The following is a 13,776-nucleotide window of genomic DNA, read 5'->3' on the forward strand; positions in this document are numbered from 1 at the left end:
CCGCACCACCAAAAGGAACACAATGACCGCTGACACGATCAACGTTGGACTCATCGGCTACGGCTTCGCCGGCCAGGTCTTCCACGCGCCGCTGCTGCGCACGACACCGGGCCTGGCCATCGGCGCCGTCGCGAGCCGCAACGGCGACAAGGTGCGTGCCGATCTCGGCCCCGTGACCGTCCACGCCGATCCGGCCGCCCTCCTCGCCGACCCGGCCGTGCGGCTCGTCGTGCTCGCGAGCCCGAACGCGACGCACTTCCCCCTCGCGCAAGCCGCGCTGGAAGCGGGCAAGCACGTCGTCGTCGACAAGCCGTTCACCGACACCGTCGCGCAGGCCGCCACGCTCGTGCGCCTCGCCGAAGACAAGGGCCTGCTGCTGAGCGTCTACCACAACCGCCGCTGGGACAGCACGACGCGCACCGCGCTGCGCCTGCTGGCCGCCGGCACGCTGGGCCAGGTGCGCCACGCGGCCATGCATTTCGACCGCTTCCGCCCGCAGCCGCAAGCGCGCTGGAAGGAAGACGCGGAAGCCGGCGGCGGCATCTGGATGGACCTGGGCCCGCACCTGCTGGACGAAGCGCTGCTGTATTTCGGCGAACCGCTAGCCATCGAGGCCGACCTGCCGCTGCTGCGCCCCGGCAGCCGCTGCGAAGACCAGTTCCAGGCGCGCCTGCGCTACGCGGACGGCCTGCGCGTGGACCTCGGCGCCAGCATGGTCGCCGCCGTCGCGCGCCCGCGCATCGCGCTGCACGGCTTGCAGGGCAGCTGGGTCAAGCAGAGCCTCGACCCGCAGGAGGCCGCGCTGATCGCGGGCCACCGTCCCACTGGGGCGCCGTCCGCATGGGGCGTCGACGCGGAAGCAGGCACCCTGGCCGTGCTGCGCGACGGGACCGTCGCCACGAGCAGCCTGCCGACGGAGAAAGGCGCCTACCCGGCCTATTACGCGGGCATCCGCGACGCCCTGCTCGGCACGGGACCGAACCCCGTGCCGGCGCGTCAGGCGCTCACCGTGATGCGCCTGCTGGACGCCGGTCGCATCAGCGCGGCCGAACGGCGCGAAGTGCTGCTGCGCGACCTCCCCGCCTGACGCACGCGCGGGTCAGTCCTGGCCCGCTTCCAGGTTCGCGTGCACGCGCGCGAGCAGGTCCAGCAAGGTCGAGCGTTCCGCCTCCGTGAGGCCGGCCAGCGCCGCCTCGGCCAATGCGCCGTCGTGGACGTGCAGCGCCGCGAACATCGCCTTGCCCTCTTCCGACAACGACAAGCGCGTGCTGCGCTTGTCCGCCTCGTCGGCCACGGCGTCCAGCAGGCCCCGGTCGCGCAGTCCGCGCACGAGCCGCGCCAGCTGGGCCTTGTCGCGTCCGGAATGCGCGGCCAGGTCGCTCTGCGTCGCACCCGGCCGGCGCGCGAAGAACCCCAGCACCTTGATCTCCATGTGCGCCAGGTCGTGCGGGCCCGCGCGCAGGCTGCGCTGCTGCGCGGAACGGTACAGGTGCATGATCGCGTGCACGCGCTCAAGCACCTCCAGCGCCGGCGATGGAGGATTTTGATTGACCTTATCAACTATCTTTCGCATAATGGAGGACATTATCAACTAGTTCGGAGCTGCCATGCCGCAAGCAGATCAACAAGACACGTTTGTACGCCGCGTGCGCCATGAACTCAAGCTGCGCGAACTCACCGTCGCGCGCGTCGAGAAGCTGGGTGACGGCTTCGCCGCCATCACGTTCACGGGCGACGAACTGGCCGACTTCGTGTCGCTGTCGTTCGACGACCACGTCAAATTCATGTTCACCGATGCGGACGGCACGCAGGTGAGGCGCGACTATACCCCACGCCGCTTCGACCGCGAAGCCCGCGCGCTCGTCGTCGAGTTCGCGCTGCACGGCGACGGCAGGGCGTCCACTTGGGCGCGCGAGGCGACGCCCGGCCAGAACGTCGTCGTGGGCGGGCCGCGCGGGTCGATGATCCTGCCCCCTGGCCTCGACTGGCAGCTGTTGGTCGGCGACGCCACCGCCCTGCCCGCGATCGCGCGCCGCCTGGAAGAGCTGCCGCGCGGTAGCCGCGTGCTCGTGCGCGTGCACGCGGCGCGCGCGGACCGGCGCGCGTTCGCGGGCGCGGCCGACGTCGACCTGCGCTGGTTCGACACGGGCGAGGACCTGGTGACGGATTTAGGCGCGCTCACCCTGCCGGACGGCCGCGGGTTCACATGGGGCGGCGGCGAAGCCGCGTTGATGGCGCAGGTGCGCGCGGTGTTGAACGACAAGGGCGTGCCGCGCGAGGCGACACGCGTGTCGGCGTACTGGAAACGCGGTGTGGCGGAGCACCACGAACATCTCGAATGACCGGTCAATCAAACGTTTGGTGGGCTCGCATTTCCAGCTGGGGGCTGGAAATGCGAGCCCACGCGTTCAACCAGCGCAAGAATAATCGATGCGCGATTGCATGCGGAGGTTGAACGCGTGGACGGCGCAGCCGGCTACGCGCCCCGGTCCCCCCTACCGCTTGCGGCGCCGCGCGAACATCAGCCCGGCCAGCGACGTCCCCATCAGCGCCAGCGACCCCGGCTCCGGCACCGTGAACTCGTCCATCGCCCACTGCGTCGGGCTGCTGTTGTAGACGACGAGCGTGTCGATGCCGGCCCAATCGAGCTCGATCCAGCGCGGCCCCAGCGTATCGATCGTGTACGCACCGGACGCGAACAGCTGCGTACCGCTGCGCCAGCCCTCGAACGAGATCTCCTGGTCGACCCACGCCGACGTGAAGTAAGCACCCGTGAACTGCCACGCGTTGCCGTCCGCCGACGAAACCGCCGCCGGCGCGCCGTACGCGTTGAACGCCGTGTTCATCGGGGAGACGGCGCCCGTGTCGAAGCCGCTGCCCGGATACGCGTCGGCGCGCACGGTCCCCATATTGTCCCAAATGAAGCCCGCGTAGCCGGCGGCAATCGGCTGCGTCTCGTCGCCGGACAGGTCGTCGAAGTGGATGACGGCCGCGTTGGCGAACGCGCAGGCGGACAGCAGCGCGAGGCCGCTGATGGTCTTTTTCATGGTGGTCCCTTTCAATGTGCGAGGCCGGCGACTTCGGCGTCGCTCAGCGCGGCGTTATAGATGCGCAGCTCGTCGATCGCGCCCTTGTACGGCGTGTCCCAGTAGTTGACGCCCAGCGCGAAGGTGCCGGTCGTCGTCGTGAACACGTTCGGGAAGTTCGTACCGGAGAAGCGCTTGATGCCATTGACGTACACGTTGACGGCGCCGTTGTTGACGGAAAACGCCACGTGCGACCACTGGTTGACGGGGATGTTCATGCCGAGTCCCGCGTCATACCAGGCGGTGCCCGACCACAGCATCGTCGCGCCGTTGACGAACCCATGGCCCATCGGCAGGAAGCTGATCCAGGAATCCGTCGTGCGCGCGCCGAAGAACGTGGGCGTGAACGCCGTGAGCTGCGCGGGCTTCAGCCACATCGACACGGTGTACGTGTTCGACGAGATCAGGCCGTTCGGCAGGCGCACACCGGTCGCGCCGTCGAACACGGCCGCGTTGCCGCGCACGCCGGCGCCGTACGTCAGGCTGCCGCCGGCCACGTCGATCTTGTTGCCGATGACAGAGCCGGGCGCGAATGCGCCGTTCGAGTCGGCCAGGTTGCCGTCGAACGCATAGTAGGCGACGAGGCCACCGAGCTTGCGCACGGTGACGGTGAACGTCTTCGTCAACGCGATCGCGCCCTTCGCGATCCGTGCCGTCAAGGTGACGTTGATGGCACCGCTCGCTGGCGTCGTCACGACACCGGTGTTGCTGACGACCGCGGGGTTCGACGACGTCCAGCTGATGAGGGCATTGCGCGCGGCCGTCGTCGGCAACGTGAGGTTGCCCGTCACGGCCGTCGTGGGGCCCAGGCTCAGCTCATTGTAGATGGCGGTTGCAACCTGCATGTCGCTGCGCGGGATCAGGCGGCTGCCGAAGATCGCAACGCCGTCGCGCGACGACGCGGTGAACGTCGTCACGTACGACTTCGACGTCTCGTCCCACTCCGTCAGCAGCACGCCCTTGTACGTGGCGCCGCCGGTGAGGTTGATCTCGACCTGGTTGCCGCCCGGCCGGCGCCACGTGCCCGTCACCGCGCCCGTGATGCTGCCGTTGGCGTTCAGCGTGATCAGCTGCGACTTCTTGATGGTCGCCGTGATGTCCTTGCCGTGGTTGACGTACAGGTAGTCGCCGAACACGAACTCGGGCCGCAGGAACGCCGGCTGCGTCTCGTTGGCGTAGCGGTACGGCGCGACGACGGGCCAGCCGTCCGCATTCATGAACATCTGGTGCACGCGTACTTCGTGCTGCTCGCCCCGTTCCGGGAAGCGCGTGTGGAAAATGAGGAAATGCTTGCCCGTCGCCGGGTCGTACCACGCGGAGTTGTGGCCCGGCGACACATACCCGGTGCCGATGCCGGTGCCTGCCTCGCCCAGCTTGCGCTCGAACAGGAAGTTCCCCATCAGCTTGACGCCGTACGGCGTGATCGACGCGTCGTCGAACAGCGGCTTGCTCGGATCGGCCTTCACGTTCGCCATCGCGTTGCCTTGCGCGTCGTAGTATGGGCCGTCCGGATTCGTCGAACGCGCCACGCGCATGTTGTAGCCGCCGTTGGCATCGAGCCCCCCGAACGACGTGAAGAGGTAGTAGTACGCGGTGGCCGGGCTGTACATCACGTACGCGCCTTCGATGCGCGCGTGGTTGCCGCCCATGAGGCGCTTGCCGTAGCCCTGGTTCGGGTACGGCAAGCCCGTGGCGGGGTTCATCTGCATGATGAAGATGCCGCCCGAGTACGAGCCGTAGATCATCCACAGCTTGCCCGCATTGTCGAAGAAGACGTTCGGGTCGACGGTGTTCGGATGCTTCTGCGCGTCGTACACGGTGCCGTCGTAACTGGTCTGGCCCCACATGCCGGACTTCAGGATGACGCCCTTGTTCACGTACGGGCCCTCGACGTTGTTCGCGACCGCGACACCCAGCGCGGACCGGGGCGCGTCGCCTTCGCAGGCGTCGTAGTACATGTAGTACTTGCCATCGGCGAGCTGGCGCACGTCCGGTGCCCACAGGGTCGACGAATTCGCCCACGCGAACGTCTCCGCGAGTTCCGTGTACACGTTCTTCGAACCGTTGAGGAACAGCGGATTGGTGGCGCTGACGCTGTCCGTCATCTGCGTCCACTTCATGAGGTCCTTCGACTTGGCCGATGCGAGGTGCGAGCCGAACACGTAGAACGTGTCGCCGACCTTGATCACGGACGGGTCGTGCACGGATGCGTTCTGGAAGGTAGGCAAGGTGGCGCCGGCCTGGGCGCCGGCATCGGCGGCGATGAAGCAGGACGCGAACAGCGCTCCCCATCCCGCGCGGAATAACAGGTTTTTCAATGTAATCTCCGTCGTAATAATTATGCGTGCGGCGATACGGTCATCCATATCACGGGCGGAGAATGCGGTATTTTCAAATGCTTTGCAACAGGGCTGGCGGCGCACCTAAGTGCCTGATTCGACCGGAAAATTTACAGATTTCAGCAAAGAAATGCTTGCGATTCCAAAAAATGAAAAATCATTCGAGAAACGGAAAATATCGATATCGATGAGCCGCCGCGCGATAACTTTTTTCGGAATGGAATCGATTCGAAAACAAAAACGGATATCGCAGATTTTTTTGCATGTTACAAAAAATATTTGCGCTGACGGCCGCGGGTTCAAGCCGGAACGTGCCGCCGGCACACCCCATCCCGTTCCAGCACGTAGCGGTCGAAATCGCGCGCGAGGAACAGGTTGCCGCCGTATACGCCGCGCGCCTCGGCCTCCAGCGCGGCCAGCGACAGAGGCCCGTCGCCCTCCTGGTAGCGTGGGCTGAAGTGCGTGAGCACGAGATTCGGCACCCCGGCCGCCGCGGCCGCGCGCGCCGTGCGCAGCGCGGAACTGTGCATCGGGCCCGGCCCCACTTTTTGCAGGACGGCTTCCGTGTACGTCGCCTCGTGGATCAGCACGTCGGCCGTGCGCGCCGCGTCCAGCAGCAGGCCGGGGTCGTCGTTGTCGCCGCCCACGATGATCGTGCGCGCCTTGCGCGGCGCCAGCAGCCAGTCGTCCGCGCGCAGCACCCGGCCGTCCTGCAGCACGACGTCGACGCCGCGCTGCAGGTCGCCCCACGCGGGCCCGGGCGCGATACCCGCCGCGCGCAGGCGCGCCGCATCGAGCTTGCGTTCGACCGCGCGCTCCGTGAAGCGAAACGCATACGACGGCATCCGGTGCGACAGCGCGATCGCGTCGACGGCCAGGTCGGGCAGCACTGCTTTGCCGGCCAGCTCGGCGATGGGGATGAAGTCGAGCGCATACGGCAGTCCCAGTTCCGTCGTCGCCATCACGCCTTCGAGGAAGCGCCACAACGGCGGCGGGCCGACGATCGCCAGCGTCGCCGTGCGGTTCTGCATGCCCGCGCTGGCCAGCAGCCCGGGCAGACCGTAGCAATGGTCGCCGTGCAGGTGCGTGACGAAGACGGCGCGCAGGTCGTGCAGCGACAACGTGGTCTGCAGGATGCGGTGCTGCGTGCCCTCGCCGCAGTCGACGAGCGACCAGCCGCCGGCGGGGCCGCGCAGCGCGAGGCCCGTCACGTTGCGGGTTGTCGTCGGTGTACCGGACGAGGTGCCGAGGAACTGGAAGTCCATGTCGCACAAAGAAAGCGGGTCGTGGCGTCATTATCGCCGACGCGGGCGCCGGACGGCGTGCACATTCCGGTCGCCGCCAGCCCCGTTTCGCGCCGCCGGCACCAGGTTTCGTCGCATCCGCCTTGCCGCCGCCCGGGCGCGGCGGCACAATGCCCGCTATCGCACTGCACCGCCAGCCATGACTCCCATCGCCCAATTCCTGCTGTCCCCTGGCCGGTCGCGCCCGACATGGCGCCGGCTGGCCGACGACTTCGGCCTGACGATCGTCGTCAGCGCCCTCGCCGCCGTGCTCATCACGCTCGTCAACGGCAAGACGTACGAGTTGTACGACCAGATGGTGTACTCGATCTGCATTGGCCTCATCGCGATGACGATCCTCGACGGCGTCCGTCTGACTTTGCTGGACGCTCCCGAGCGGCGGCGCCGCTGGCTCGTGCCCTTCCTGCTGCTGCTCGTCGCGACGGCGCCCATCGCGCACTACTGCGGCATCGTGATCGGTGGGCTGATCCTCGGCACGGGCTCGCCCGACCTGCACGACTACCCGAACGAGCGCGGCCAGCGCGGCATGATCCTGTTCACCCTTCTCGGCATCGGCGCGATGGTGTTGATGATCCTGAACCGCGAACGGGTCGAGCGCATCAAGCTTGAACGCACGGAAGCCCGCGTGCGCGCCGAAACCATCGAGCGCCAGGCGCTGCAGGCGCAACTGCGCTTGCTGCAGGCGCAGATCGAGCCGCACATGCTGTTCAACACGCTCGCGAACCTGCAGGGTCTGATCGCCATCGACCCGCAGGCGGCGAACCGGATGCTGGACCATCTGATCCAGTACCTGCGCGCCACCTTGTCCGCCACGCGCGCCGAGACGACCACGTTGGCGCAGGAGTTCGACGCCGCGGAAGCGTATCTCGGCCTCATGGCAGTGCGCATGGGCGCGCGGCTGTCGTACCGCTGCATCCTGCCCGCCGCCCTGCGCGGCGCGCGCCTGCCCGCGATGCTGCTGCAGCCCCTCGTCGAAAACGCCATCATCCACGGCCTGGAGCCGAAGATCGAGGGCGGCAACGTGACCGTCGAGGCCCGCGCGCACGACGGCGTGCTCGAGATCTGCGTGACCGACACGGGCCTCGGCCTCGACGACGCCCAGCCGGCCGCGAAAGGCTCGGGCGTCGGCGTGACGACGACGCGCGAACGGCTGCACGCGCTGTACGGCGCGCGCGCCGCCCTGACCCTCGTTTCCGCCCAGCCGCACGGCGCGCTGGCCCGCCTGACGCTTCCCCTGGAGACCGCATGAACCCATCCACGCCGCCGCGCGCCCTCATCGCCGAGGACGAACCGATCCTCGCCGCCACGCTCGCCGCCACCTTGCGCCGCCTGTGGCCCGAACTGGACATCGTCGGGACCGCACCGAACGGCGTCGCCGCCGTCCAGCAGGCGCTCGAGCTGCGCCCCGACATCCTGTTCCTCGACATCAAGATGCCGGGCCAGACGGGCCTGGACGCCGCCCAGGAACTGGCCGAGGGCTGGGACGATGCGGGGCCGTTCCCGCACATCGTGTTCGTCACCGCGTACGACGACTACGCCGTGCAGGCGTTCGAGCAGGCCGCCGTCGACTACGTGATGAAGCCCGTGAGCGACGCGCGGCTCGCACGCACCGTCGAGCGGCTGAAAGCGCGCCTCGCCCCCGCCGCCGGCGGCGCCGCAGGCGACGGGCTCGCGGGCCTCGTCGAGCAGATGCGCGCGCTGCTGCCGGCCGCCGCGCCGTCAGAGCACCTCACGGTGATCCGCGCGGCCGTCGGCAACGTCGTGCGCATGATTCCCGTGCAGGACGTGGCGTACTTCCAGGCGCTCGACAAATACGTCAACGTGGCGAGCGGCGACGGCGACGCGCTGATCCGCCTGAGCCTGAAGGACTTGCTGCCGCAGCTCGACCCGGACCAGTTCCGCCAGATCAGCCGCGGTGCCATCGTCAACCTGCGCCACGTGGCGAGCGCCAGCCGCGACGACGCGGGCAAGCTGACGCTGAACCTGCGCAACAGGACCGACAAGCTGCGCGTGAGTCCCCTGTTCGCGCACCTGTTCCGGCAGATGTAAAAAAACCGCCGCGGCCCGTATCGGCGCCGCGGCGGTCATCGGCTACGTCGTCAGTTCGTGTAGACGATCCCGCGTCCCGTGCCGCTGAAGTAGATGCGGCCGTACGTGTTCCAGTCCGCCGCCAGCGCGCCGATCCCGCCGTACTGGTGCGTGTCGTCGTTGAAGCGGGCCCAGGTCGCGCCGCCGTCGTCCGAGTGGTAGACGCCCCACACGCCATTCATCGTGCCGACGACGTAGATCGCGGCCGAATACGGCGAGCCGGCCTGCGCCTTGCCCAGCGCGATCGCGCTCGCGCCCTGCAACTGGGCCGTCGAGCCGGTGGCCGCGACCGACGCGAAGCCGTTCAGCCGCGTCCACGTGGCACCGGAATCCGTCGAGTGGTAGACGGCGTTGCCGTCCGCGAGCCAGAGGTCGCCCTCGACGTTCGGGTTCACCGCCATCGACGTGATCCAGTATGCGTTGGGCGCGAGGTTCGCCGACACGGAACCCTGGCTCAGCGTGAACGTGTGGCCGCCGTTCGTCGACACGTAGACCTTGCCGGCCGTGCCCCAGAACGCGCCGCCCGAATCGTAGGCGTAGACCTTGTTCGCGTTCTTGCGGTCGGCCACGAGGCGGTAGCCGCGATCCCAGCCGAGGCTCGCGAGTGCCGGCAGGTTCGTCGCCGTCCAGCGCGAGCCGTTGTTCGTCGAGTACGACGGCACGGAGTTCGCGGGCGCCCATACGATGTTGCTGCGCGACGTGGCCACGATGCTCGCCGTGCCGGCCTTGTTCGTGGAGGCGCCCGTGGGCAGCTTGGCGAAGTTCGACCACATATTGCCGCCATCGCCGGACCAGAAGCCGAACGCCGTGCTGGACGAATTCAGCACGCCGCTGCCGACGATGAACGTGGGGTCGGACCACAGCACGTCGGCCGCGATGCCGTTGCTCCAAGTGTTGCTGGGCCCCTTGGTCGGCCGCACGGCGAGGTCCGTCTGCAGCCACGTGCCGATGTCGCCGGCGCTGTCGACGAACTTGTACGCCGCACCGGCCGGCGGCGTGACGATCGCATTGGTGGCCGTCTCCTCGAGATTGTTGACGGCATCGCTCCAGGTCGGGGTGCCGGCCGACGCGTTGCGCGTCTCCACGACGCCGCCGCCCGTGACGTGCGAGATGTGGTCGGGGTTGCTCGGATCGATCTCGATATCGTCCACCCAGCCGCCCGCGCCGCCGGCCGGCGTGTGCGGCATGCCCTGCTCGATTTCGCGCCACGTGTTGCCGCCGTCGACCGACAGCTGGACGACCTGGCCGGAACCCCACGTGTTGGAGACGCCAAGCGCGATGCGGGCCGTTGACCCGGTGCCGTACACGGACACGCCGCCATAGCCGGCGGACGCATTATTGGCGAGCAGGCTCCACGTGCCTCCGCTGAATTTGTACAGGTAGCCGGGGCCCGCGACACCCGGGCCGGCGCCCGCGCTGAACGCCACGTAGAAGGTGCCGTCCGCGGCGCGCACCGCGTGCGGGATGTAATAGCCGGACACGGTGGACGGGACCGTCACCGGCGTCCACGTCGCGCCGGCATCGACGGACTTGTACAACGTCGACGCCAGGCCCGCCGCGTCGGCGTAGTCCTTGGCGATGGCCGCATACAGCGTGGACGTCGGCGTGCCCGTGCCCTTCGTCGACGTATCGAACATGACCCACTCGACACCGGCCACCCAGCCGCCCATCGTGTTGACCTGATCGTTCGTCAACTGCAAGGTCGCCAGCGACGTGACCTGGGCCCAGGTATGGCCGGCGTCCGTGCTCTTCCACAGCCCGGCCGTGCGCGAGCCGTAGAACAAGGTCGACGGATTGTTCGGGTCGACGGACAGGCGTTCGCCGATCGCGCGCGCCGGATTGTTGCCGCCGACGGGGAACGGCAGGTCGTAATGCGTCCACGTCGTGCCGCGATCGTTCGACATATAGATGCGGCCGTTGCCTTCGAACGTGTACATCCCGGTGACCATGTACACGAGCTGGTCGTTGTTCGGATCGAGCGCGATGCTTTCGGCGCCGTGGAAGCGGCTCTCGCCGCCGCCGAAACCCAGGCCGTCGGTGATGGGCGTCCAAGACGACGTGGTCGCGTTCCAGCGATACGCGCCGCCGATGTCGGTGCGCGCGTACAGGACGTTCGCCGTGGTCGGGTGATAAATGAGGCCGGTGACGTAGCCGCCGCCGCCCCATTTCACGCTCGCGAAGCTGGTGGCCGAGCCGGTGGTGGCTGCAAGGACGGGCGTGGTGCCGGTCGCGCCCGGCGTCGTGCTGCCGCCGCTGCAGCCTGCAAGCAGCGCCGCGAGCAGCGCCGGGATGATGACGTTGTGGTTCCGATTCATGCTGTCTCCTCGACAAGGATGGTCTTGCCGCTTTTCATGTTGGGTGTGTCGGGATTCGTCCGGCCGTGCGCCGGCACGAAAGACCGCCACGGTCCGTTGCCGGACCCGCGGCGGTCGTCGCTGACGTCAGCGAGGCCCGGCTCAGTTGGTGTAGATCAGGCCGCGGCCCGTGCCACTGAAGTAGATACGGCCGTAGGTGCTCCAGTCAGCCGCCATCACGCCGATGCCGCCGTACTGGTGCGCGTCGTCGTTGAAGCGGGCCCACGTGGCGCCGCCGTCGTCGGAGTGGTAGACGCCCCACACACCATTGCGCGCGCCCACGACGTAGACCGCGGCCGAGTACGAACTGCCCGTCTGCGCCTTGCCCAGGGCGATGACGCTCGCGCCCTGCAACTGGCCCGTCGAGCCGTTGCCCGCGATCGTCGCGAAGCCGGAGAGCTTGGTCCACGACGCACCCGAATTGGTCGAGTGATAGACGGTATTGCCGTCAGCCAGCCAGAGGTCGCCCTCGACGTTCGGATTGACCGCCAACGAGGTTGCGTACCAGGCGTTCGGCGCCAGGTTCGCCGACACCGAACCCTGGCTCAGCGTGAAGTTATGGCCGCCGTCGGTCGAGACATAGACCTTGCCAGCCGTAGCCCAGGAAGCGCCGCCGGAATCGTACGCATAGACCTTGTTCGGATTCCTGCGGTCGACCACGAGGCGGTAGCCGCGATTGATACCGACGGCGGACAGCGCCGGCAAGTTGGTCGAAGTCCAGCTCGCGCCATTGTTCGTCGTGTACGACGGCACCGAGTTCGCGGGCGCCCAGATCGCATTGTTGCGGTACGGGGTCACGATGCTCGCCGATTCGGCGGTGTTGCTGGAAGCGCCGGCCGGCAGGGTCGCGAAGTTCGACCACGAGTTGCCGCCGTCGCCGGACCAGGAGCCGAAGGCGCCCCCAGTGCTGTTGATGACGCCGGCACTGACGATGTAGGTCGAATCGGACCACAGCACGTCGGCGGCGTTGCCGTTGCTCCATGCGCTCGTCGGCGCCTTGGTCGGCGTCGCCGCGAGGTCAGTCTGGACCCAGGTGCCGATATCGCCGGCGCTGTTGACGAACTTGTACGACGCGCCGGCCGGCGGCGTGACGAGCGCCAAGGTTGCGGTCTCCTCGAGGTTGTTGACCGGAGCGTCCCAGCTCGGGCTGGCCGCGGACGCGTTCCACGTTTCCCAGACACCGCCGCCGTGGATGTGCATGATGTGGTCCTTGTTGGTCGGATCGATTTCGATGTCGTCCACCCAGCCCCGGTAGCCGCCGCCCCAATGCGTCATGCCGTCCGCGATTTCGCGCCAGCTGGCGCCGCCGTTGTCGGACAGCTGGACAACCGGCTGGCCCGAGCTCCACGTCCCGGTCACCGCGAGCGCGATCCGGGCCGTCGAGCCGTTGCCGTACACGGACACGCCGCCGTAGCCGCCCTGCGTGGTGGTGGCGAGCTGGGTCCAGGTCTCGCCGAACGTCACGCCGCCGAACCGGTACAGGTAGCCGGGACCGCCTGCGCCCTGCCCGACGGTCTTGTTGAACGCGATGTAGTAGTTGCCGTCGCTGGTGCGTACCGCGTGCGGGACGTAGTACCCGGCCACGTTGGCCGGCACCGACACCGGCGTCCACGTGGCGCCGCCGTTGACGGACTTGTACAGCGTGGAGGTCAAGCCCGCTTTCTGCACGTAGTCCGGCGCGATGGCGGCATACATGATCCACGTCGTCGCGCCGCCGCCCACGTTGGAATTGTCGAGCATGATCTGCTCCACGCCCACTGGCGCGTTGCCCAGCCCCTGGATCTCGCTGGCCGACAGCACCTTGCTCGACAGCCCGGTCTGGGTCCAGGTCTGGCCCGAGTTGGTGCTCTTCCACAGGCCGGCCGTGCGCGAGGCGTAGAACATGGTCGACGGATTGGTCGGATCGAGCTGCAGGCGTTCGCCGACGGCGCGGGCGTTCTCGTTGCCGCCCACCGGGAACGGCAGGTCGTAGTGCGTAAAGCTGTTGCCGCGGTCGCTCGAGACATAGATCCGGCCGTTGATCGGGGTGCCTTGCCAGTCGTGCGAGTACATGCCCGTGACCAGGTACACCTTGTTGTCGTTGGTCGGGTCGAGCGCGATGCTTTCGACGCCGTGGAAGGTACTTTCGCCCGCGTTGAAGCCGATGCCGTCGGTGATGGGCGTCCACGAGCCGCCCCCATTCCAGCGGTAGGCACCGCCGATGTCGGTGCGGGCGTACATGACGTTGTAGCTGGTCGGATGGTAGATCAGGCCGGTGACGTAGCCGCCGCCGCCCCACTTCACGCTCGTGTAGGCGGTCGCCGAGCCGACGGTGGCGGCCATGACGGGACCGGCCGTGGCGACGGGGCTGGATGTGCCCTGGGTCGAGTTGCCGCCGCTGCAGCCTGCAAGTAGCGCCGCGAACAGCGCCGGGAGGACCAAACTGTGCTTCCGATTCATTGTGTCTCCTCTAAAAAGGAAAGGATGATTGGCTTGCCGTTTTCCGGTCTGACACCACGTAGTCCCACCGCGCTGGCCCTGCCGCTTGCCGAATGCGTCCGGCATGGCGACAAGGAAGACCGCGCCGGACCGGCGCGCAGCGCGCTTCCTGTCGTCGACGTCGTGG

Annotated in this window: 10 protein-coding genes; 4 read left to right on the forward strand and 6 right to left on the reverse strand. The window is 68.0% G+C overall.

Annotated elements, in window-relative coordinates; all coding sequences use genetic code 11:
• The first annotated feature begins 22 nt into the window (after positions 1 to 22).
• Positions 23 to 1,087: an oxidoreductase gene (locus NX784_RS27135; protein ID WP_258819788.1), complete on the forward strand. Its 1,065-nt coding sequence runs from the start codon at positions 23 to 25 to the stop codon at positions 1,085 to 1,087.
• Positions 1,088 to 1,099: 12 nt separating this feature from the next.
• On the opposite strand, the gene NX784_RS27140 is transcribed toward NX784_RS27135, so the two are convergent.
• Positions 1,100 to 1,507, reverse strand: coding sequence for a MarR family winged helix-turn-helix transcriptional regulator (locus NX784_RS27140; RefSeq protein ID WP_258819789.1), 408 nt, complete (start codon positions 1,505 to 1,507; stop codon positions 1,100 to 1,102).
• A 100-nt stretch (positions 1,508 to 1,607) separates the two neighbouring features.
• Here NX784_RS27140 and NX784_RS27145 point away from each other — a divergent pair, with 100 nt between their 5' ends.
• The gene (locus tag NX784_RS27145) at positions 1,608 to 2,342 is read left to right on the forward strand and encodes a siderophore-interacting protein (RefSeq protein WP_258819790.1); all 735 of its coding nucleotides are present in this window, start codon (positions 1,608 to 1,610) and stop codon (positions 2,340 to 2,342) included.
• A gap of 153 nt (positions 2,343 to 2,495) precedes the next feature.
• Here the strand turns inward: NX784_RS27145 and NX784_RS27150 are convergent, their stop codons facing one another.
• The 3 genes from NX784_RS27150 to NX784_RS27165 all read right to left on the reverse strand — a co-directional run bounded on the left by NX784_RS27150 (position 2,496) and on the right by NX784_RS27165 (position 6,690).
• Entirely contained in the window at positions 2,496 to 3,047 is a 552-nt protein-coding gene (locus NX784_RS27150) for a PEP-CTERM sorting domain-containing protein (RefSeq protein ID WP_258819791.1), read from the reverse strand.
• Between the two features lie 11 nt (positions 3,048 to 3,058).
• Positions 3,059 to 5,404, reverse strand: coding sequence for a family 43 glycosylhydrolase (locus NX784_RS28885; protein ID WP_307736174.1), 2,346 nt, complete (start codon positions 5,402 to 5,404; stop codon positions 3,059 to 3,061).
• A gap of 320 nt (positions 5,405 to 5,724) precedes the next feature.
• On the reverse strand, positions 5,725 to 6,690 hold the full coding sequence (locus tag NX784_RS27165) for an MBL fold metallo-hydrolase (RefSeq protein WP_258819792.1): 966 nt from the start codon (positions 6,688 to 6,690) through the stop codon (positions 5,725 to 5,727).
• Positions 6,691 to 6,868: 178 nt separating this feature from the next.
• Between NX784_RS27165 and NX784_RS27170 the strand changes: the two genes are divergently transcribed.
• Both NX784_RS27170 and NX784_RS27175 read left to right on the forward strand, forming a co-directional pair.
• A complete protein-coding gene (locus tag NX784_RS27170) occupies positions 6,869 to 7,978 on the forward strand; it encodes a sensor histidine kinase (protein ID WP_258819793.1) in 1,110 nt (369 codons plus the stop codon).
• Complete coding sequence (locus NX784_RS27175) at positions 7,975 to 8,778, forward strand: LytR/AlgR family response regulator transcription factor (RefSeq protein ID WP_258819794.1); 804 nt, start codon at positions 7,975 to 7,977, stop codon at positions 8,776 to 8,778. The genes NX784_RS27170 and NX784_RS27175 overlap by 4 nt, the downstream gene beginning before the upstream one ends.
• 50 nt (positions 8,779 to 8,828) lie before the next feature.
• On the opposite strand, the gene NX784_RS27180 is transcribed toward NX784_RS27175, so the two are convergent.
• Positions 8,829 to 11,132: a dockerin gene (locus NX784_RS27180; RefSeq protein WP_258819795.1), complete on the reverse strand. Its 2,304-nt coding sequence runs from the start codon at positions 11,130 to 11,132 to the stop codon at positions 8,829 to 8,831.
• Between the two features lie 141 nt (positions 11,133 to 11,273).
• Positions 11,274 to 13,610, reverse strand: coding sequence for a dockerin (locus NX784_RS27185; RefSeq protein WP_258819796.1), 2,337 nt, complete (start codon positions 13,608 to 13,610; stop codon positions 11,274 to 11,276).
• Between the last annotated feature and the right edge of the window lie 166 nt (positions 13,611 to 13,776).

The sequence above is a fragment of the Massilia pinisoli genome (genome assembly GCF_024753285.1).
In the GTDB taxonomy this organism is placed as follows: Bacteria; Pseudomonadota; Gammaproteobacteria; order Burkholderiales; family Burkholderiaceae_D; genus Telluria; species Telluria pinisoli.